Source organism: Labilibacter marinus, assembly GCF_001659685.2.
GTDB lineage: Bacteria > Bacteroidota > Bacteroidia > Bacteroidales > Marinilabiliaceae > Saccharicrinis > Saccharicrinis marinus.
Genome location: NZ_LXYE02000045.1, coordinates 52,865 through 74,782 on the forward strand (window position 1 = coordinate 52,865; position 21,918 = coordinate 74,782).

The 21,918-nt window shown below is 34.9% G+C and carries 14 protein-coding genes; 7 read left to right on the forward strand and 7 right to left on the reverse strand.

Features of this window, described 5'->3' with window-relative positions:
- Positions 1-106 precede the first annotated feature (106 nt).
- The 3 genes from A8L32_RS18445 to A8L32_RS18455 all read right to left on the reverse strand — a co-directional run bounded on the left by A8L32_RS18445 (position 107) and on the right by A8L32_RS18455 (position 3,599).
- Entirely contained in the window at positions 107-787 is a 681-nt protein-coding gene (locus A8L32_RS18445; RefSeq protein WP_075591167.1) for a hypothetical protein, read from the reverse strand.
- A gap of 134 nt (positions 788-921) precedes the next feature.
- Positions 922-1,464, reverse strand: coding sequence for a DUF1697 domain-containing protein (locus A8L32_RS18450; protein ID WP_075591168.1), 543 nt, complete (start codon positions 1,462-1,464; stop codon positions 922-924).
- Between the two features lie 356 nt (positions 1,465-1,820).
- Entirely contained in the window at positions 1,821-3,599 is a 1,779-nt protein-coding gene (locus A8L32_RS18455; protein WP_075591169.1) for a peptide MFS transporter, read from the reverse strand.
- Between the two features lie 386 nt (positions 3,600-3,985).
- On the opposite strand from A8L32_RS18455, the gene A8L32_RS18460 reads away from it, so the two are divergent.
- The 4 genes from A8L32_RS18460 to A8L32_RS18480 all read left to right on the forward strand — a co-directional run bounded on the left by A8L32_RS18460 (position 3,986) and on the right by A8L32_RS18480 (position 9,231).
- Positions 3,986-5,176, forward strand: coding sequence for a DUF438 domain-containing protein (locus A8L32_RS18460; protein WP_083631401.1), 1,191 nt, complete (start codon positions 3,986-3,988; stop codon positions 5,174-5,176).
- Positions 5,177-5,552: 376 nt separating this feature from the next.
- Positions 5,553-6,677, forward strand: a complete 1,125-nt coding sequence (locus A8L32_RS18465) for a Fic family protein (protein WP_075591170.1) — start codon at positions 5,553-5,555, stop codon at positions 6,675-6,677.
- 780 nt (positions 6,678-7,457) lie between these two features.
- On the forward strand, positions 7,458-8,357 hold the full coding sequence (locus A8L32_RS18475) for a hypothetical protein (RefSeq protein WP_075591172.1): 900 nt from the start codon (positions 7,458-7,460) through the stop codon (positions 8,355-8,357).
- 28 nt (positions 8,358-8,385) lie between these two features.
- Positions 8,386-9,231: a pentapeptide repeat-containing protein gene (locus tag A8L32_RS18480; protein ID WP_075591173.1), complete on the forward strand. Its 846-nt coding sequence runs from the start codon at positions 8,386-8,388 to the stop codon at positions 9,229-9,231.
- A 170-nt stretch (positions 9,232-9,401) separates the two neighbouring features.
- On the opposite strand, the gene A8L32_RS18485 is transcribed toward A8L32_RS18480, so the two are convergent.
- Entirely contained in the window at positions 9,402-10,847 is a 1,446-nt protein-coding gene (locus A8L32_RS18485; RefSeq protein ID WP_083631402.1) for a carbohydrate porin, read from the reverse strand.
- A 271-nt stretch (positions 10,848-11,118) separates the two neighbouring features.
- On the opposite strand from A8L32_RS18485, the gene A8L32_RS18490 reads away from it, so the two are divergent.
- Together A8L32_RS18490 and A8L32_RS18495 are read left to right on the forward strand one after the other, a co-directional pair.
- The gene (locus A8L32_RS18490; RefSeq protein WP_075591175.1) at positions 11,119-12,027 is read left to right on the forward strand and encodes a helix-turn-helix domain-containing protein; all 909 of its coding nucleotides are present in this window, start codon (positions 11,119-11,121) and stop codon (positions 12,025-12,027) included.
- A 167-nt stretch (positions 12,028-12,194) separates the two neighbouring features.
- On the forward strand, positions 12,195-13,319 hold the full coding sequence (locus tag A8L32_RS18495; protein ID WP_075591176.1) for an MBL fold metallo-hydrolase: 1,125 nt from the start codon (positions 12,195-12,197) through the stop codon (positions 13,317-13,319).
- Between the two features lie 411 nt (positions 13,320-13,730).
- Here the strand turns inward: A8L32_RS18495 and A8L32_RS18500 are convergent, their stop codons facing one another.
- On the reverse strand, positions 13,731-15,926 hold the full coding sequence (locus A8L32_RS18500; protein ID WP_075591177.1) for a glycoside hydrolase family 3 C-terminal domain-containing protein: 2,196 nt from the start codon (positions 15,924-15,926) through the stop codon (positions 13,731-13,733).
- Between the two features lie 197 nt (positions 15,927-16,123).
- Between A8L32_RS18500 and A8L32_RS18505 the strand changes: the two genes are divergently transcribed.
- Complete coding sequence (locus tag A8L32_RS18505) at positions 16,124-17,725, forward strand: tetratricopeptide repeat protein (protein ID WP_075591178.1); 1,602 nt, start codon at positions 16,124-16,126, stop codon at positions 17,723-17,725.
- Between the two features lie 121 nt (positions 17,726-17,846).
- Here A8L32_RS18505 and A8L32_RS23330 read toward each other — a convergent pair whose 3' ends face one another.
- The gene (locus A8L32_RS23330) at positions 17,847-20,882 is read right to left on the reverse strand and encodes a DUF5060 domain-containing protein (protein WP_198931814.1); all 3,036 of its coding nucleotides are present in this window, start codon (positions 20,880-20,882) and stop codon (positions 17,847-17,849) included.
- Positions 20,883-21,123: 241 nt separating this feature from the next.
- A complete protein-coding gene (locus tag A8L32_RS18515; RefSeq protein ID WP_075591179.1) occupies positions 21,124-21,891 on the reverse strand; it encodes an alpha/beta hydrolase-fold protein in 768 nt (255 codons plus the stop codon).
- Between the last annotated feature and the right edge of the window lie 27 nt (positions 21,892-21,918).

Sequence of the window (21,918 nt, forward strand, 5' to 3'; positions counted from 1 at the left end):
TAACTGTTAAAATGTAACTGCAAGTAAGTTCCAATTTTAAGCACAGACAATGACTTTTATGGGTAATAAAAATGGAGGTAGCAAACACCACCTCCATCATTTATTTTTAAGCTGCTTGCTTATTCTTCAAATGAAAAATATCTTTATCTGTAATTACTCTGAAAGAAAATTTATATCCTTCATAAAGAGCTATTCCGTAAAATATTACATCCATAAAACTGAATGTAGCCATCATTACCTCAGGCAAATAAGCATAATCAAAATTAATCAGTGTCTCCACAATATTAAGTCCTTCCGATTGCGCAAAGAAGCCCATTACACCCAAAAAGTTACCCAACGCAACACTCAAAAATGCTATGGCTGCACCCCAAATACCAAATGTTTGTTCTAAGCCGTTTCCGAACTTACGCATTGCAAAACCAACTGCGGCACCAATTGCCACCGCCATATATCCTATCTGATATCCTGTTGTAACCGAAATTACTCCCCACAAAATGGCACCTACAACACCAACCACAACTGCTGCTACAATACCCAACATTAAATTTTGCTCAAGCTTTAATTCCTCAAATATTTCAGGAGAAAGGCTTTGTTGAATCTGCTCAGTAGCTAAACCCTCTGTTGCATCCAGCTCATTTTCTTTTACTTTTTCATCTTCGTTAAAATCAGCACATTGGTCTTCGAAGTTTGCTTTTTCTTTGGTGATACTGCAAATTAAACCAGTTTTTAAATCCATTTCGCGCTTAGTGCATCGCTTACAGAACAATAATCTTTCTTGATTTGTCATGGGTTAAATTTATTAGTTAAACATAGTTTGTATTAAAAACACATTTCAAAACTAAACATTTAAGCCACATTTCAAATATTCAACACTTTATTTAAAATAGGTTTTAATAAGGTATTTACTAATTACCTCCATAGTTACTTACTCAATTCCTCCAACTTTAATACCGTCTTCCAGCTTCGAGTGGTAGCTGTAACTTTTAGTTTCTTCTCGAAAAAAGTATTCCCAAATTTAGTTTGATGGTATTTGCCTTTACAACATAAATAAACATTCTTCCCTTTAATGATAAAATCATCTAAAGCATCATCGATATAGCTAATTGCTTTTTCCTGACAGTCAGCGGAAGGCTCTTCTTTTAAAAAGGTAAGATGAAGTTGATTGATATCGATATTTTGTTGAAAAAAGGTATTACTCTGTATGGTTTCTTTTAACTCTTGATGCGTTGTTACAATAACAGGTACCTCAAAACCATATTTGTTAAAAATGGCTTCTTCAATTTTAGTTGATAACGCAATTAAAGATGTAATATCCGTACTTTGGAAAAATATATTCCCACTCTGAATATAGGTGCTAGGATTCACAAGGCCAATATTTAAAAACATTTGCCTTAAATCGGCCATCAGTATTTTCCTTTTTCCGCCAACATTTATGCCTCGTAGAATTGCAATATAGGTCGTCATATCTTTTTAGAGAAAACCGATAACCATTGAATTTGTTGTCGCATTTCACGTTTTGAAATCAAATCTATCACCTTAAGGACTTTCAGCCCTTTACAACCATCCCCTATAATCACAGCCCTAAAGGAATATGCTATTAGCTTAAGCACTTACTGCGCTTTTATTTATTACAATGAACCTGCACATTTATTAGTACAATTAGATTTTTACTGACCTGAAAGGTCAGCCGGTAATAGCATAGGGTTTTAACCCTATGTGCACCGATAACACAAATAAAGTCCTGTAAGGACGGCAGCTAATAAAAAACGCCCGATGTAAAACACCGAGCGCCTAGTTTTATAAATTAAAAGCTAATTAGCTTATTCAACATATTGATTATATACTCTTTTTAGCCAAGGCATCAATAACACAATAATTAAAAATGCAGCAAAAGTTAAAACAGCATTTGTTAGGAAGAAATACGATTTCTTTTCGAATAAATCCCAAAGTCCAGAAAGCACTCCCGACAATTTATTACCGATGGCAGTACTCAAAAACCATCCTCCCATCATCAAGGCTGCAATACGCTTAGGCGCTAACTTACTTACAAGAGAAAGTCCCATAGGGCTCAAACAAAGCTCTCCTACCGTTATTACACCGTACACGCCAAACAACCATCCTACAGATGCTTTATCCATTCCGTTACCAGAATAAACAGCTCCTACTACCAGCACTAACCACGATAGAGCCGAAATAAGCATACCCCAAGCAATTTTTCCTGGTGTGGTAGGCTCTTTCTTTCTACGACGAAGCCAGCCAAATACACCCACCACTAAAGGCGTTAGTATAATAACAAAAAATGGATTTATAGCAGCTTGCAATTCTGTTGGCCAAAGGTCTAACTTACCTCCTTCTGCTTTTTGAGCAGCATTTAAAGATGCCCACTGTTCCTCTGTAACATCCGATGGTTTCCCATTTAAAGCGAGTCTTTGTTCATCGGTTAAATCAGCCCAATCATCATCCATTATATCACTTGGCTGCCCCTCTAAATTACCCTTAGGTATTGCCTTGGAATAATTATCGAAATATGGATTAGGTCCTTCTTTAGTACCTAAATCTTCTCCGTGTAAACCTTGTATTTTTATCTCACGCGGCAGCGTAGATACATCTTCTGTTTTTGCAACAATATTAATGACCTTTTCAGTCACACCTTTAACATCACGTGTTGTGTTACTTTTGGCCCAATAAGTAAGCGCAGAACCGTTTTGGTGAAACACTGCCCAAAAAATAATAACCACACCAAACACCGTTAAGAGTGCAGCAATTGGTTCTCGCTCGGTCTTTTTGTCGGCAGTTTTCCATGTTGTAAAATAAAATATAAGTACCGGAATACAAAAGAAAGCAAAAGCATCCGTTGAGTCTGAACCAAGCATATTTCCTGGTATTAACCAACCTACTAATGCAGCTCCCAGCGCAGGTAAAAATAAAACGGAGAAAATTTTCCCCATAGAAATATCACTTGGTCGAGCAGGAGATATTTGGTCGGCCTCTTTAATCTCTGGCACTCTTTTAAGGCCAATAAAAAACCATATCATTCCTATAATCATACCAATGCCTGCAGCTGCAAAGGCCCAGCCCCAACCTAAGGATAATCTTAATTTTGAAGCAATAAACACACAAACAAAAGCCCCAATATTAATACCCATATAAAAGATATTATAACCTGAATCTTTTAATGATTCATACTCTGGCTTCTCATATAACTTACCCAATAAAACCGATACATTAGGCTTAAACATACCATTACCAATAATAATGAGCAATAAGGATACATAAAAGGCAGTCATCGAATTAGGAATTGCCAGTCCAATATATCCTGCAGCCATAAAAAAGGCACCTATAAAAATGGCCTTTCTATATCCAATCATTCTATCGGCAATTAATCCGCCAAAAAATGGAGTTAAGTATACTAACGCTAAAAAAGAACCGTAAATATCAGCCGCTTGCATATTAGTAAAACCTAAACCTGGAAATTTAGATGTGGTAGGCTCAATCATGTAAAGACTAAAGATCCCTAACAATAGATAGTAACCAAAACGTTCCCACATTTCAGTAAAGAAGAGGATCATTAACCCCTTTGGATGTTTTTGTTTGGACATATTAAATAAGTTAAATATTGAAAGTTATCTGTTGAAAGTTGATTTCTACCATGCTAAGTGAACCACCTCGGGGCAAGCCTAGAGGCATAAATTATGAATACTAACTGGATTAACCAAGCAAGCCTCGAGGTATTAAACCTTTTGGCGGCGCCAATAAATATAAGCTTTCAATAAACCACTTTCTCTGTTCGTAAAGGACACGAAAATAAAACTTTATAACTTAAGTCATAATGATTAATGTTAGGGAATTGATAATTAAACCCGCATTATGCATTATAAATTCTATTCCACATTAAATCCGCAATATGCATTAGAAAATCTATTACGAAACAAAACTTTAAAATATAAGCGTATATTGAGGATATAAGCGTAACAAAAATTGATGTATGTCTGAATTTTCAAATACCAAAGAAAGACGAATTACAAAATTAATGGAGGTATCGCATCTATTATTAAAAACAGGTAATGCGCATAGTTTTATCGTTAACAACAAGGACTTTATTGACACTATTATACCCACCGACTTTATCACCTTATTCGATGAATTGATTAAAGAAGGGCATCCAACGGCAGACTTAAAAACACTCTCCAATAAAGTGTTAAATATCTTTCATATACCTATCGAGAATTTTGAAAGGATAACGCCAGAGCCCGATTCTTTTATTGGTATCCTTGAGCAAAACAATCAGGAGATGGAGCAGGTTTTAAATAAAATTCGTCCTGTTTTTAAATCATTTGTAAAAGATGTAGATCATTCTGATTTAAACGACGAACTCAAAGGCCTTTTTATCCACTTAGAAATATTTGTTAAACATTATACCATTAAGGAAAACGTGTTATTTCCTATTATTGAAAAAACCTGGAGCGATTACCGTTGTCTTCAAATCATGTGGTCGTTTCATGATGATATTAGGCGGAATATTAAATTTATCATCGAGCAACTCACCAATAAAATTGCGGACACAAAGCAATTCAACCGAAGCATCGGCGATGTATTTTTTAATATGCTCGCCATCAAATTTAGAGAGGAACGCATCCTATTTCCTTATATTCTTTCAAGCATTAGCGAAGAGGCTTTATCAAGCATGAATCGCGAAGGTTTTGAGATAGGTTACCCATACATAAAGCCATCAAAACCAATAAAAGGCACAGAAAATATCCATTTAGAAAACAATACAGTTAACCTGGGAACGGGAGTTTTAAATGTGGAGCAGATTAAATTAATTTTCAATCACCTACCTGTTGATATTACTTACGTAGATGAAAATAACCGGGTACTCTATTTTTCTACGCCTAAAAAGCGAATATTTCCTCGTACTACCGCTATCATTGGCCGACAAGTAAGTAATTGTCATCCTCCAGAAAGCGTTCATGTAGTAGAGCAAATTGTTGAATCGTTTAAAAAAGGAGAACAGGACCAAGCCGATTTCTGGATTAAAATGAGAGGGGAATATATCCTTATACAGTATTTTGCGGTTAGAGACGAACAGAAAAAGTATAGAGGTGTGATTGAGGTTTCGCAAGAAATTTCGGAAATAAAAGCCTTAGAAGGTGAAAAACGTTTGCTCGATTGGTAGTAGACAGAAGCAAAAAAAAAATAGGCCGATAGGTATTTAGGCTATAAATGAGGGATCTATTAAATCATTGGTTTGATAGAAAAAAAGACTGTAAAGGGTGTGAGGGTATAAAGGTTTAAAGGTACGAAGGTACAAGGTGTAATGGTTCAACGGATACAGGGCGTATTTTAAGTAAAAAAATATTTGCTCTGATGTGTTTAGAAGGTTTCGTTCATTAAATCCCAACACATTTCATCTGGCCAATCGTTGGCAAACATTAAAATTCACACAGCACTAATTAAGTAATTACTTTAATATTAAAAAAACACGACTCGTTATTTAAGAAAATTGATAAAATCTTAAATAAGGATTATCTTTGTTTAAATAAATAAAGATAATGAGGAACTTTAAAGCCGGTTATTATATAAATCAGGGAACTTTTAAAAGTTTTCAACCAGAGAGAATTAACAAGCAATGGATTCTTGAGAATATGGAGCTGGTTAATCTTCTTAGTCAAGCAGACAGACAACTTGGGCGCCTAGACATGTATTCTGAATACATCCCAAATATTGATTTATTTATTAGCATGCACATTGCAAAAGAAGCCACAAAGTCAAGCAAGATTGAAGGAACTAAAACTAATATCGAAGATGCACTTTTGGACAAGGATGATGTTAATCAGGAAAAAAGAAATGATTGGGAAGAAGTAAATAATTATATATCAGCATTAAATTTAGCGGTAGAGAACCTAAAAAAAATACCTTTTTCATCTCGACTCATTAAAGAAACCCATAGAACCTTATTAAAAGGAGTTCGAGGAAAACACAAATTACCTGGTGAATTTAGAAGTAGTCAAAATTGGATTGGGGGAGCCTCAATTAAAGATGCCACATTTATTCCACCCTCCTTTGATTCTATTAATGAATATATGAGTGACATAGAAAAATTTGCACATTCTGAGGAATTCTACTTTCCAGATTTATTGAAAATTGCACTTATTCATTATCAATTTGAGACAGTTCACCCATTTTTAGATGGAAACGGTAGAGTTGGTAGATTAATGATAACTCTATATTTAGTAGAAAAGGGTATTTTGAAAAAGCCTATTTTATACTTATCTGATTTCTTTGAAAGAAACAGAACCTTATATTATGATAATTTAACTAACGTTCGAGAAAAGGACAATATAGTACAATGGTTCAAATTTTTCTTAGTTGGAGTAATTGAAACGGCAAAGAATGGTATTGAAACATTTGACGGAATTCTAAAACTGCAAAAGGAAGTTGAAGGAAAAATACAGGAATTAGGAAGTCGTTCAAGTAATGCTGGATTAATTCTAAATCATTTATTTCAACGACCAATAATTAATGCTCAAATTGCTCATCAAATAACAGGATTATCATTGCCTTCTGTCTATAAGCTAATTAAAGAGTTAGAAGACTTGAAAATTGTTGATGAAATCACTGGAGGTAAACGAGGTAAATTATTTGTATTCAACGATTATTTACAACTATTCCAATAAAGTATGCCAAAAATCAATATACGTAATGCGGTTCTAGTCGGCATTGTGCCAGCTAAAAAATTAAATCGATAGGTATTTAAATCAGTTAATGATGCATCTATAAATCATTGGTTCGATAGAGAAAAGGGTGGTAAAAGGTGTAGGGTGTGAAGGTGCGAGGGTATTCAGGAAAATCATTTTCATCTTCTGCAGCCCTACGGAAGTTACTTTTAAAATAGAAACAAGCTTCCGTACCCCTACAGAAGGTACTTTTAAAAATAAAACAGACTTCCGTACTTATACGGAACCCACTTTTAAGGTAAAAACAGGCTTAGCTACTATTAGCGTATATTGTTTTGTTATGAGATTTAGCCTTCTTCTATTTGAATTAAACCAAGAGATAAAATATAGTGCCATAGGGTGAGGTACGTACTGGGAGGTAGTTTCATCAATAATTGCTAAAGATCCCGATGCAAATATTTATAGTATAATTAAGTTACTTGATGATGCGTCGGGCTTGCGTTTGTGCCATCCGGGAATGTGTTTGTAGGACTCGGCCGTGTATATATTGCTAAAAACACCTGTTTATAAATAAAAACCATTCTTTTAAAAAGGGCAGTTCTTCCTTCTTTTTTGAAATGTTTTATATGATTAGTAGCGTACTAATACTATTTTAGTAGCCGCTAAATGGCGATAATATAGATTACCTCAAAAAATAACATGGACTATAAGTGGGGTAAAAAGCATATGCTTTATATTTTTTAGTTGAACGTTGTATGCCATGAAAAACAATACTGCAAAATGATACAGATTGGATTATTAATAATGATTCTCTTATTGAATTATTCTTGTCGAGACAAGTCAGCTAAAGATAATGTAAGTAATAGAGATGAAAAGTCAGTAATTGAAAAAACTATAAAGGAAGAATTAAGTAAGACTGCTGATACTTTGGTTATAAATGAACCAAAAGATTCGTTGACCAAGCCAGTTGTAGAACCTGATTACAGACAAAAAGTATTGGACTCTGGATTGTCAGAAGAATTTTCAAAAGCTATTAAGTGTTTTCCCAAAGACAGTTCTTCTCTTTACCGATTTTACATTAAACGAACTTCAATAAAAGACCAAGAAAGACTAAACAAACAGAAAAGACGATTAAATGAATTGACTTCAAAAGAATCTGTTAAGAAATATAAAACTATTGAAAGCTACTTGAAACCGTTAATGATTGATATTGTAAAATCTAATACCATTACTAAAGCTCAATCCTATAGCTTAGTGGAACTTTATTCGAATTATGACAATTTTAAAGGTGAATCACTTTTTTCAAGTTTATTGACAAATGACGAGAACTATAGTTTAGTATGGAAATCATTGAAAATAATGGTGAATGAAAGCAGTAAAGACACATGTTTTATATCTGGATTAATAAAACTCAATAAAAATGTTAGAACTAACATTGAGTTGGCTGAAGGTTTAGAGGATTTTAAAGTGAAAGCTATTATTAATAATCCATTGGGTTTTCTAGATATGTATAATCTAAGACAAGGAAAACAAAGAAATAGCTTTGCATATAATATTACAGTTTGGGATGACCCTACAAAAGAAATCATGGATTTATTAACTATAATATCCAATAACTCAACTGATGAGAATTATAAAAAAATAGCGACAGAACTGATTGATAAATTTAAAGTAGAATAAATCACGGCATACTACACGCTAGCATATTATGAATAAATATACATCACATGTAAAGTATTGGATTAAGTACGAATTATTGAATTATTCTTCAATTCTATTTTTTGTAATTATTGCAATTTTAAGTCTAATTTTTATTGCAATACTTGATTTTAAGGACTCAGAATTTAATTGGCATGATATACTCGTTGAAGCACATGGTTTAATTTTCGATTTATTCATATTCGGATTACTAATAACTGCATTCGACTTTGTAAGAAGTCGACGAGAAAAACGCCAGAGATATAATGAGGAAATTCAAGACTTAATTGGTTGGAAAAGCGAAGAAGCAAAGGTTAAGATATTAGCAAAAGTAAAAAGGTTATACGATCTGGGACAACGACGCTTTTTTCTTTCAAATTCTTATCTCAAAAGTGCTAATTTGAATGATTATGACCTAACGGATTCTGTTATTGTTTTGACAAATCTTAAGAAGAGTTCTTTCGCTAGAAGTAATTTGAAAAATGTTCAATTAACAGCATCTAAATTGAATAAGGTATATTTCACTTCAGCTAAACTTGAAAATACTGATTTATCGAATTCTATTTGCAACGGCGCATTCTTTGTAGATACAAACTTCGTTAATACTAAATTTAAAAGAGCTGATTTGAGAAAAGCTAGCTTTGTAGGGTGTAATTATGAAAATGTAAACTTAGAAAATGTAAAATTGGATGATGCTATAGTTGATGACTTAAGCTGGTTCGAAAAGCTGCAAAATAGCGGAGCAATAGGAATTGACAATTTAATGACTAAATACTATGTCAATTCTAAAAGCAGAAAAGAAGAAGATGGAATTGCGACATACTTTATTGAAAGAATAAAAACCAGCACACAATAAATAAAACTATGAGAGGTCGGCACGACCCAGCGATAAGTTCCGGTTGAACTGCAACCCGGCCTTTATTTCAGTTCTTTTAATGAAAAAAAATCTAGACATCTATTTTTAAACAAAAATAGTCGCAGAAGTAATAAGCAGCCGCTAGGCCATTGGATTAGCGAAGAATAACCCTAATTTATCCACCACTCAGCTTTTACACCCAAATAATATCCCCAACGCTTAGCGCCTACTGTTGCCAAGTAGGGTGAGTAAAGACTATCCATAGCTGCGTCGTTATAGCGCGCTACTGAAGTTACAAAACGCAAGTGCGGACGAGCCCAGAAGCTTCTTTCGCCCGTAGGAACAAGTGTAGGAGCCAAACTAAATTTCATCATTGAGTTAAGAGGAGAAACACCATCTCTTCGTTGAGAGTAATGTGCTTCTGAAATTAAATGAAATTTATCCGTCACATATCGTATATGACGAAAACCAACAGTAAGATCCTTTTTCTGATTAAAAACTTCACGACCAAAATATGTTTTTGCTGTACTATCTGAACTCGCAGCTCCTTTACTGTAATTATAGATTAAATATAAGTTCAGGCTACTTTTATCCGAAAAGTTTAACAGTAAGTCGTCAACAATAGAAAAAGACATAGCTCCTTCATAGTTTTTTTTATTTAGGTCGGGCGCTCCATAGGTCAACCAGGTTCTAGACATTCCACCATCTCCCCCATTCGCTATTCTACTTCCATAACGCACAGCAATTTGATTATTGGAACCTTCTCCAATTTTATCAATACTACTCGTTAAGCGCACACCTGCAACCAAGCCATAATCAGATTCATAATCTAAAATTATATCTGTAGTATCTGGTAGCTCTATATCCTCATCTAAATAATTTCCCATATAGTGGGCTTCTCCCAAAAGCGTAATCTTTTGCTTCTCCGAAAGCTGAATATCATGTTCTAAAACAAAAACATTTCGTTGACGTAAAGCTGCACTTGGCGTACCAGAAGCAATATTAAGGTAAAAATAAGGCGGCACCGTAGCACTTGTATCTGTTGAAGAAATAAACAGAGATGCAAAACGCGTGTTTTTGTATTCTACTCCAAATCCCTGTCCAGAATGGTCATTAAAATAAAAATGATCTGTAATGTGCACATCAGGTCCCCTGTACAAGCGAGAACCCACCCAAACATTTACTCCAGAACCCGAGATGTTTTTAGCTTCTACATACATCTCAGGAATTGATAAAGTTAAGCCACCTAAACTACTGCTTGTTGAATTACCAAATAAGGAAAGGCTATTGGAGTATAATGCAAAACGAAAATTCACATTTATTTGTGTTGGGTCAGAATCGTTAAAAGGCTTAAAATGAATAGATGGGGCTAACTCCAAATAATCTTGTTCTTCTAATCGGCCACCAATACTGCCCATGTTATTTAAGTTTAATCGCTGACCAATAGAACCATTATTCTCAAATGACCAATCAACCCCTATTCGTCCGTATGATCCCATGGAGAAGTTTTTATTACTAACATTGGCATACGAAATCTGACTATATAAATTTTGTATACCTAATACGGTTAGCACTATCAACAGGTACATTGCCCTCAAACGATTAATCTTACTCATTGCTTCTATATTATAAATATCTTATTATCTATCTGTTATTTTTATTGATGCAAGCTAATTCCTCAGTGAAAAATAAACAAATATAATTTTATCATTTCAAGTAGAGTTTTAATATACCTATTTCCTTAAAAAGTATACAAGCTAAGTAGAAATGTATACAATTACTTGTGGCAATTCCCTTAGTTTTGTAATGTGCTTATTCCGTCAGAACGATATGAGTACATCATTGTTAGTTTAGTAATCATTATAATGACCAGTGACTAATTTAATTATGGATAACATCATTAAAATAAATACGATTAGTGAATTTCATCAGTTAATAGGTTTTGAAAAGGCAAAACATCCTTTAATTACCATTATTGATTACGCTAAGATGAAGGCTGATTATCCTCAAGGCCCTTTTAAAGTGGTAGATAGTTTTTATTCTATTTCGTTAAAAGATAATTGTGTGGGCGAAATGCAGTATGGCCGCAATAAGTACGACTTTCAGGAGGGTTCTTTACTTTGCAAAGGTCCCGAACAGGCTATTACCATTGATGTAGGCGAAGAACCTTTAGATGCCAATGGCTGGGGTTTATATTTTCATCCAGATTTAATTAGACGTTCCACTTTAGGAAAAACCATTAAGGATTATTCTTTTTTTTCGTACGAAAGCAACGAAGCGCTGCACCTTTCAGATAATGAAAAAGAAACTTTAGAAGAGATTCTGGATAAAATAAGATTAGAGCTAAAGCAAAACATAGATAAGCATAGTCAAACTTTAATTATCTCAAATATTGAGTTGCTATTAAACTATTGCAATAGGTACTACGACAGACAGTTTATTACTCGCGAAAACCATAACAAGGACTTAATCAGTAAATTTGAAGAGTTATTGGCTGACTATTTCACATCGGACAAGGTAGTAAATAGAGGACTTCCTTCGGTAAAATACTGTGCCGAACAAATGGGGTTTTCGCCCAACTACTTGAGCGATTTATTAAAGAAAGACACGGGTAAAAATACCCAAGAACATATTCACTATTATTTAATTGAAGAAGCTAAAAACAGGTTACTCAACAGCAATATAACGGTGAGTGAAATAGCTTATAATTTAGGGTTTGAATACCCCCAACATTTTAGCAAAATATTTAAAAAGAAAACCGGCGTTACTCCTGCATCATACAGAAATGTTAATTAGAGACTTGAAGTAAAAATTAAACCGAATAAAAGAAGGCAAGAACAGGGAGACAGAAGGCTGTGTTAAAGCAATGAAACCGTAATGATTATAGAGAACAAATAAGAGACTCTCTATATAACCGTGTTTATCAGTCTTTATACTTATGTCTTTATACTAATTTAAAACAAATGAAAAAAATAATGATCACACTACTCATCATCATATCAGTAATCGCATTAACAACCGTTATTGTATTGCGCCAGGATAAATTCGGAAAGCTTCCTACTGGAGAGCGTTTAGCAAAAATTGAAGCATCCCCAAACTATAAATATGGCAAGTTTCAGAACTTGAGTCATACACCTGAACTCACCGAGGGATTTAGTATGTGGGACGTACTTAAAAAATCGCTATTCACACGAATAGAGAATAAAAAGCCTAGTCAAACCGTACCTTCTGAAAAAGTAGATTTATTTAATCTTAAACCGGAGGAAAACACACTAGTATGGTTTGGACATTCTAGTTACTTTTTACAGGTGGATGGTAAAAAAATATTGATTGACCCTGTGTTAAGTGGTCATGCATCGCCATTTTCTTTTTCGATAAAGGCATTTAAAGGTGCCGATGCTTATGCTTACGATGACATACCTGAAATTGACTATTTATTTATTACTCATGATCATTGGGATCATTTAGATTATAAATCTGTTATGGCGCTAAAATCTAAATTTAAAAAGATCATTTGTCCTTTAGGTATTGGTTCACATCTCGAATATTGGGGTTTTGATAAAGATATTATTATTGAAACGGATTGGCACGACTATGTGATGTTAGATGAAGGATTTGTTTCGCACACCACACCTGCCCGACATTTTTCGGGAAGAGGTTTTACGCGCAACAAAACACTTTGGGCTTCCTTTGTTTTAAAAACGCCTAATACGCAATTATTCTTTGGTGGCGATAGCGGATATGATACACACTTTGCTGAAATTGGAGAAAAGTTTGGCTCATTCGATTTAGTACTGCTGGAAAACGGTCAGTACGACGAGGCTTGGAGTTATATACATATGCATCCAAATGAGGTACTAAAAGCAGCAACTGATTTAAAAGCGGAGAATTTACTTCCTGGTCACTCAGGAAAATTTGACTTAGCCAACCATGCCTGGGATACTCCTCTAAAAAAGATATCTGAGTTATATCAAGATCAAAACTTTAACTTGGTTACTCCCATCATTGGAGAAAAAGTAGCTATTGGAGATTCCTCTTTAAAGTATACGCAATGGTGGAATAATGATAAGAAGGTAGCTAATCGATAATATTTAGAGCCAATATTGTCTTAAACATTTTATTAAAATTGGCGCTTTGCCCAAACCCAACTTCATCCTGAAACAATTAAGAATACTCAATTCTTAACTGTTCCGATGTTCTTGATGACAAAAACTAAGGAAAAAACATCATGGCTCCACCTGCTTCACTCAAAAAACTACAGTCATTTGACTGAAATTGATTAAACTCACCTTTGTTCGTTCCTCTAAAGGCTCAAACAGAAATCAATTTTTAAACGTTAAAATAATCTTGTTTTTGGGTTAATCAGCTGAGAACTAGACTAAACAAGACGTTTGGACTATATAATAAAAAGGTTTAGTACACTGCAGATTTAGAAAACAAAAAAACGGTCATGCTAACCTAGATAGTTTACATGACCGTTTTATATTTATATAGTTTGTTTATCGCAATTGAATACTGGCTTCTTGCGGAGCAGCAGCTCCTAACTTTTGACTCAAGTCACTTGGAGATGAATTACCCACCGTGATTTTGTAAGCACCTTTTCGCCACTCTTTTTCACCTTCGGTATTCACTACCATAAACTGATCAGAACTCACTTTAAACTCCACCGTTTTACTCTCTCCTTTTTTAAGGCTGATACGTTGAAACCCTTTAATGCTTGTAATAGGAATTCCTCCTGTTACTTCTTCAGGACTAACATATAACTGAACCACCTCATCAATATCGTAATCGCCAGTATTGGCCACTTTTACCGACACCTTTAAATCCTCCTTCTTTTTTAATTTCTCCGACGAAAGTACTAAATCGCTAATTTGAGTTTCGGAATACGTTAAACCAAAACCAAATGGGAACATTGGCTCTTCAGTCATATACTTGTAAGTACGTCCTTGCATGGAGTAATCCTCATAGTCTGGTAATTGCTCCACATTTTTAGGGAAAGTAATAGGTAAGTGACCCGATGGAGAAATATCTCCGAATAAAACATCAGCCACTGCGTTACCACCTTGCTCACCAGGATACCAAATTTGAAGAATGGCATCACAATTCTCTTCAATACCTTCAAGAGAAACAGGACTTCCGCTGGCAATTAATAATACCAATGGTCCTTTTTTTACTTCTGCAATTTGCTTTACATAGTCAATTTGGTTTTGAGGTAACTTTAAATCTACCTTATCGCCAACAGCACCTGAAGCAATAGCATCAACTTCTTCCCCCTCAAAATCGGCTGTTAAACCAACAACGCAAATCGTAACATCCGATTCTTTTGCCACATTTGGCGCCCAATTTTTAGGGTTAATATTTTTATGAAATGGTAAAGCTCCGCTACGATAGTTTAATGATGAGCCTAATGAAACAGCATCTGTAATACCTTCCAGAATGGTCACTAAATTAGAACTTACCCCATAATAACTTCCCATCAACATATCTGCCGAATTAGCAAAAGGTCCGGTAACATATGGTATTTTAATATCCTTAGATAGCGGTAAAGTATTGTTTTTGTTTTTCAACATAACAATAGATTTTTGAGCTACTTCTCGCGATAAAGCTACATGCTCATCACAGTGTATTTTCTCTGGCCCTATATTTAAATAAGGGTTGTTTGAAGAACCTCCAACAATACCTAATCTAAAACGTGTTTTAAACAATTGTTTGGTACGCTCATGAATCAGTTCTTCCGTAACTAATCCAAGCTCTAAGGCTTTAGTTAAGTTATTGTACGTTCCCCCACAGTTTAAATTAACGCCAGCTTTTAAAGCCACCGCAGCAGCTTCGGGCGCAGTTTTAACAAACTTCTGTTTCCAAACTATACCACCAATGGCACCACAGTCAGAGGTTACATAACCATCAAAATTCCACTGATCTCTTAACACATCTTTTAATAAAAAAGTATTGGCACAAGCAGGCTCTCCATAAACTGCATTATAAGCCCCCATTACCCCTTCTACCTTGGCCTCAGTAACCAAAGCCTCAAAAGCTGGCAAATAAGTTTCGTATAAATCTTGCTGTGTGGGTTCTGCATTAAAGGTATGACGCACTTCCTCAGGACCTGAATGCACCGCATAATGCTTAGCACAAGCGGCCGATTTTAAATAAGTATCATCATCCCCTTGCAGGCCTTTTACAAAAGCAACGCCTATCTTCGACATTAAATAAGGATCTTCTCCGTAGGTTTCCTGACCTCTTCCCCAACGTGGATCTCTAAAAATATTTACATTGGGCGTCCAAAAAGTTAAACCAGCATATTTACTATGGTTACCCATACTTTGCGACACTGCATATTTGGCTCTTGCCTCATCCGAAATAGCGGAAGCAACACGCTCTGCTAACACAGGATCAAAAGTTGCTCCCAATCCAATGCCTTGTGGAAAAATAGTGGCCTTACCATTACGAGCTATGCCATGTAACGCTTCGTTCCACCAATCATAATCTGGTATATCAAAACGAGGAATGGCTGGTGCCCCATTAAGTAATTGCGCGATCTTTTCTTCAACCGTCATCTGGCTAACTAAAATTTCCACTCTTTCTTCAAGCGGTAAGGCTGGATCTTGGAAAGAAAAATCCACTTCCTGAGCAAGCATATTTCCTACAAACAAAAAAAGTGCTATTACACTTAATCCTTTTTTATAAATCTGCATTTTATTTTTGTTTTAAATAAGTCATGTAAAATTAAGTTGCCAATCATAAACTGAAAGAATAAAGAACTATTCATTTAATAGTCTTACTACTATTTTTACTACTCAATAACCCTTTTAACCTAATATTTACCTAGACATAAAACCAAAAAGGTTAACTGGCGTTATCATATATAAATATAATATATAACTTTGGTATTATGAATAATATCAGTCACTTACAAAAACTAACATTTTTTATACTATTAGCTGTTCTTTGTAGCAACAGCTACTCACAGGAAACCAAGGAACTAACAAGCTCCGACTCTTCATTGACCGTGAGGATAAAAAAAGCCCTTAATGAGGTTGTCAATAACTTTGAAGAAAGTGCTCAAGTATTACATGAGAGTTTACAAGTATCTATCGAGAAAAAAGACACCTTAAATATTATTCGTTGTTTTATAGGTATTACAGATATTGATCGTTTTAAAGGAAATTACAACAGTGCTTTTGATAAACTTTGGGATGCTTTATTATTAGCTGAAGAATTTAAAGATACGCTCAACACCATTAAAATTCATCGTAATCTGGGTATATTATACAGCATCTATAATAAAGACAGCATTGCTATTCATCACTTGGATTATTCTTCTCAATTAGCTAAGGATGCCAACTTTTATAATAAAGTCGTAAGAGATGGTCAGCTGAATCAAAATTATTTCAATTTAGCTACCATTTATAGAAACAAGAAGCTTTATAGTGTTGCACTAAATTATTTAGACTCTTGCATAAAGACCAGAACCAAAACTTATGCTCCATATGTTGAAACTGAAATGGGAAGAATATATCTGGAAACTAACAAATTGGACGCAGCTGAATCATATCTGGCCAAGGCCAATCGTTATTTCAGAACTAATGATGCCAATTACCTCGTAGCTAGTCATTTGTTTATGGGTGATTTAAAAAGTAAACAGAACCAAGTGGATAGTGCTGAATACTATTACTCTAAAAGTCTAGAAAAATTAACTTCGGGAAATGTGTTTTTAGAGTATAAATCGGAAGTATTAAAAAAACTAGCTCAGCTTAATCTAGATAAAAACAATACTCGCGAAGCTTATGAATATTTAAGTCAAGCCAACATTGCTTCGGATAGCTTATTTAATGCCACCAATGCCCGAAACAATAAAATGTTTGAAATTAAAAACAAATACAAAGAGGCACTAGTAGAAAAAGAGAAATTAATAGAGAATCAACATCTGGTTATTCAGCAAAAAAATAAAATACAGTCGATTCTTAGTATAATGATCATTTTAAGTCTGCTTTTATTTGGGGCTGGGTACTTTGTATATAAACTTAAAGATCAATTAAAAAAGCTAACCATTCAGCAACAACTAGAAAATGATAAAAACAATGAAGTATTAGAAGTGAAGAGTAAGGAATTAACCACCTACGCTCTGCAACTTATAGATAAGGATCAAGCTTTAAATGAATTGTTAGATGTAATAAAAAAAGAAGCACCTAAAAAGCACAATGCTTTAAATAATAAATACAACAAAGGCAGCAATAATTTATGGGAAGAGTTTAATATGCGCTTTGTAAAAGTAAATGAAAACTTTTATTCTAAACTACGCGAAAAGCACCCTGACATTACCCCTACAGAACAAAAGCATTGTGCACTTATTAAATTGAATTTTGATAGTATGGAAATGGCTAAGATTTTAAATATTTCAGTACAAAGTGTTCACACCTCTCGTTACAGAATTAGAAAGAAGATTAAGCTGGCTCACGAGGAAAGCCTAAGTAATTACATTGCTAGCTTGTAGAGCGTTTCCCTCAACAATTCACGATAATTTATAGCTCAAAATAAAAAACGGAATAAGCTTTTGCCTATTCCGTTTTTACCTAAACTAACTATTCAACTTTATAAACTTTCTACTCTTAACTCTACAAACGAACCACAGCAACCCAATCCTTACCATCAGCAACTGGTGGTTGACCTAAGTCTACTTCGGCTCCAGCCTTAACCGTTTTAATTTTTCCTTTCTTTAGATCTCCACCTGTGCGAGGGTTAAACCACATTACTTTTAGTTTTCCACTGGCTGTTGAAAGGTCAACTTTTGAAGTTCCTTTTTTAAGATAAAAAACATAGATTTCGCCTGGTTTCGCGAATCCATAATCTCCTTTATCTGCCACCATCTCGTCATGGCTCTCCATTTCCCAAAACGGAATATTATTATCGCTAAAAAAATCTAAAGCTATTTTTCCTTGATCCCAAAATAAATCACGAGATGCGTAATCCTCGCAAGATAAATCGCTATGTGCATGCTTGTAACCAAAATACCATTCGGTACCCCAGCCACCTGCCATAAATGTTCCCCAAAGACCATTCATACGGGCATTGTTGTGTTCTGGATTTTCTGCATCGGGCAATAAAGAGTGCTGTGCATCTCCCGGTTCATCACAAGCTACCGCCCATTGCTTACCAGCCTTTTTTGATTCGTTAATCCATTTTAATACGGCTCCATGTACATTGGCAAAATCTGCTCTATTAGTTTGTACCGATGGACCCGTTAACGGACTACAAGTACCTAATAAATCATGGAAAGGATTACCATTATGAATTACAATATGACGTTTATATGGATCGTGATCGGCAAAGTATCCAGCCATAGACAAACGTTGCCATTTAAACTGAGGTGCTGTTCGGTTATTTTTCACCCAGTCTCCACTCTCCTCACAAAGGTTCCAGTTTAAAGCCAAGTGATGACCAAAGCGCGCAATCAACTCGCGATAATACACTTTACTATTAGCTCCAACTCCACCATTATCTAATAAGCCTTGGTTTTCAACTTCTAAGGTTTTAAAGTGCAAAAACATGCCTAATTTATCCGAATGCTCAAAAAGAACTTCCCACTGATCTAACTTAGAACAATCCATTCTGTCGTAGGTATCGTAATCGATATACGGGAATACATTCTGATCATCTCCTCCAATATTCATGGTGATAAAAGAATAAGCATTCATTCCTTTTGAAGCTAAGTAATTAACCGCTCCTATAATATCTTTTCCCTTTCCATCTTGCCAAGTTGGGTCACCTTCGTTCCAATGCTTTTCGTGTGCTTCCCATTTTTTCACCAAGTTATCTTTATGTCCATCGTTATGGAAAGTACCATCAAACTCCTCATAGGCCAACATATTTTCTGGAGCATCTGAACCTACTTTTAAAAAGTATTCGCCCGTTCCTTCAAACTTTAAATAACGCTCACCCACATATTGCAACATTCCTTTTCCTCTGAAATCGCGACCTGTTTTATCCGTTTCTGCAATATTAAAAGAACCAAAAGATTGATCCATATATTCGCCACTTTGGCCTGTTTTTTCTTTATCGCTAACAGCTACAAAATTCCCTTTTCTAAAGTTTACTTTATAATCCCATTGCCCTATTTTATTGGGAGCAAAATGAACACGCCATTTATTTCCTTTTACGGCAGAAGTATTTCCTGCATCACCGTCCGCAGCAAAGTATCCTGGCAACATAAACTTCTGGCCACTTTCTTTGTGCGTAAAGGTTACGTCAAATTTATAGTTCATAAAAGGATTTACCTTAGCTGTTTCTGAGGTTTCTGGACCATCGAAAGTAAGCGTTACCTTATGCCATCTTTTTAATTCTCCAGTAATATCTGGTTTAACATTAGTTGGCTCTTTTTTTCCTTTATACGCAAGAGGACCAGCATTGGCTGCCGTAGCATTTCTATCGATGGCCTTTAGTACTTTTGCTGATTGCCCGAGTGGCACAAAAGCAATTCCCGACCAACGAGCTCTGCTAAACTCGCCATTTATACTTCCTACTTTTGCCTTAACCGTAATTTTATCGCCTCTATTCAGCGTTACATTTTCCCAAACTTGGCAATACTTAGAAGCCTCTTCAAAAGAGTTCAAACTTAAAGGAGGCTTGTATGTTCCGATCAGCTTGTCATTAATCGAAAGCGTATACTCCGATGAACCATCATTTTCTCCAACTCCTAAAAACACCACGTCAATGGTTCTATCAAAACCCTTAAACGTTTTCGTAACAATTGCCTCTTTAGCTTGGTTAGGATTAACGGCTAACCAATTTTTATCTACATAAAACTGCGTTCCTTCTATCGGAAAATCAACCGCTTTAAAAATAGCCACATCGCTTGTGCTTTGCGCTGCTGCCATGGTTACTGGTCTTTTTACCATCATATCCTCATCCACCACAGGAAAGGCATTTGGTAAGGTTCCGCTTTTGGCTACTACTTTGGGGCCAACGCCAGCTTCTGGAACATAGTTAATATCGTTGGTTAGTATAAACTTATCCATCTCAAAACCATCTTCGCGCATGCTAAAAACAATTTCGTGCTCTCCTTTTTCTTTAATATCTAAATAAATAAGATGATCGACGCCGCAGTGTACTTTCTCGGTACGTTGCTTACTTTCCCAATGCCAACTTTGTTTATTAGTACACCATTGCATTTTTTGTCCGGACTCTGGCCATTCGCCATTTAATCCCACATGAATTCCGTTATCTTCGCTACCAGTGCTATAAGCGCGTACCCAAACGTAATATCTCCCCGGATTATTAATATTCACTTTATAATGAACTAAGGCTAATTTGCCTGGCTCACCCGAAAAATTCTCATTAGGAATTAACTTATCACCGTGCGTAACACGCGTATCAGGAATAATTTCGATGTACGCATTATTGCTGGCTCCTTTACAATGCGGGTCGTCATCATCGCGACCAACTTTTGGCCAAACGCCCTTACTATAAATATACCACTGGCGAATATCGCTTTTAGATTGTTTGTAAAAATGCTCAGCTTCCACTGCAACAAGACCGTCAATCTCTTCAAAAACGACATCTTCGTTTACAATGGGTTCTGTTTGCGCTTTTGAATGCGTAGTTATCAAAAGCATGATTGCTGCCAAAAAGTGCAGAAACAAGGTAGATTTCATGATTATTTGAATTAATTAAGTGATTTCTCAGTTCTGTATTTTGTATACAAAATGCTAAAGTATTGAAAATTCAAATAATAGCAAAACAATAATGTTCATATAAAAACATAAAAGCACGATAATGGCATATTTATGTACAAAACCCCTCCTTTTGTAAAACGAAAAAAGCCCCCTGTGCAATTGTAGCACAGCGGACTCTATATCTTACTGAAATATACTATTAATTTTAAGACATAGCTTATTACTCTACTCTCTCTTTGTCTAAAAAAAACAGCTCAATAGCATGCATATAATTATTCAAAAAATAAATAATCTTGTTCGGTTCCTCCGAAACACTATAATGCCAATTTAACCCTTTAGGAGCATTAGCTTTTATGTTATCTAAGAATAATTGGATTTGAGATTCCTCCGCCTTACTACTGAAAATGAAATAATCCACATTTTTGTCTTCAAGATTGGCAAATGCATCTTTAGAATTTACTCTTCCTGAGATTAAATTTAAATCAGGTACATCTGCAATATACCCGTTAAATAAATCTGGCTTATCTAACATTAAATAGGTAGTGATCTCTGTTCCTTGTCCCCATATTATCGTTTGTGTAATATTGTATTTAGATTCAAGGTAGGGTAATAATTCATTGTCAAAAAAACGAGCAATAATATCCATTTTACTATCTATGTTTGAAGAATCGTAATCAGCATACTTATACTGAGGAAACCCAACAATTATTGATGTTGGTATGCTTCTCGCATATGCCATTAATTCTGTAGAAGCAGAAAATGCTTTAAAGGATGTATGAGCATCTAACAATAAAATTAATGGAAATCCTTTACCCTCTTTGTAATTGAACGGAAGATGGGTAAATATATTTAGACTATCATTAAGAATTTTTGAACCTATTTTTGTAGTAAATCCAACTTTTGTTTGAGGAGAATCTCCTATGTTTTGTCCAATTGCATTTGCATAGAAAGATATCATTATTGCAACTATCAAAATATAACTTTTCATACAAGTAGTTTTTTAATTTAGTTATTT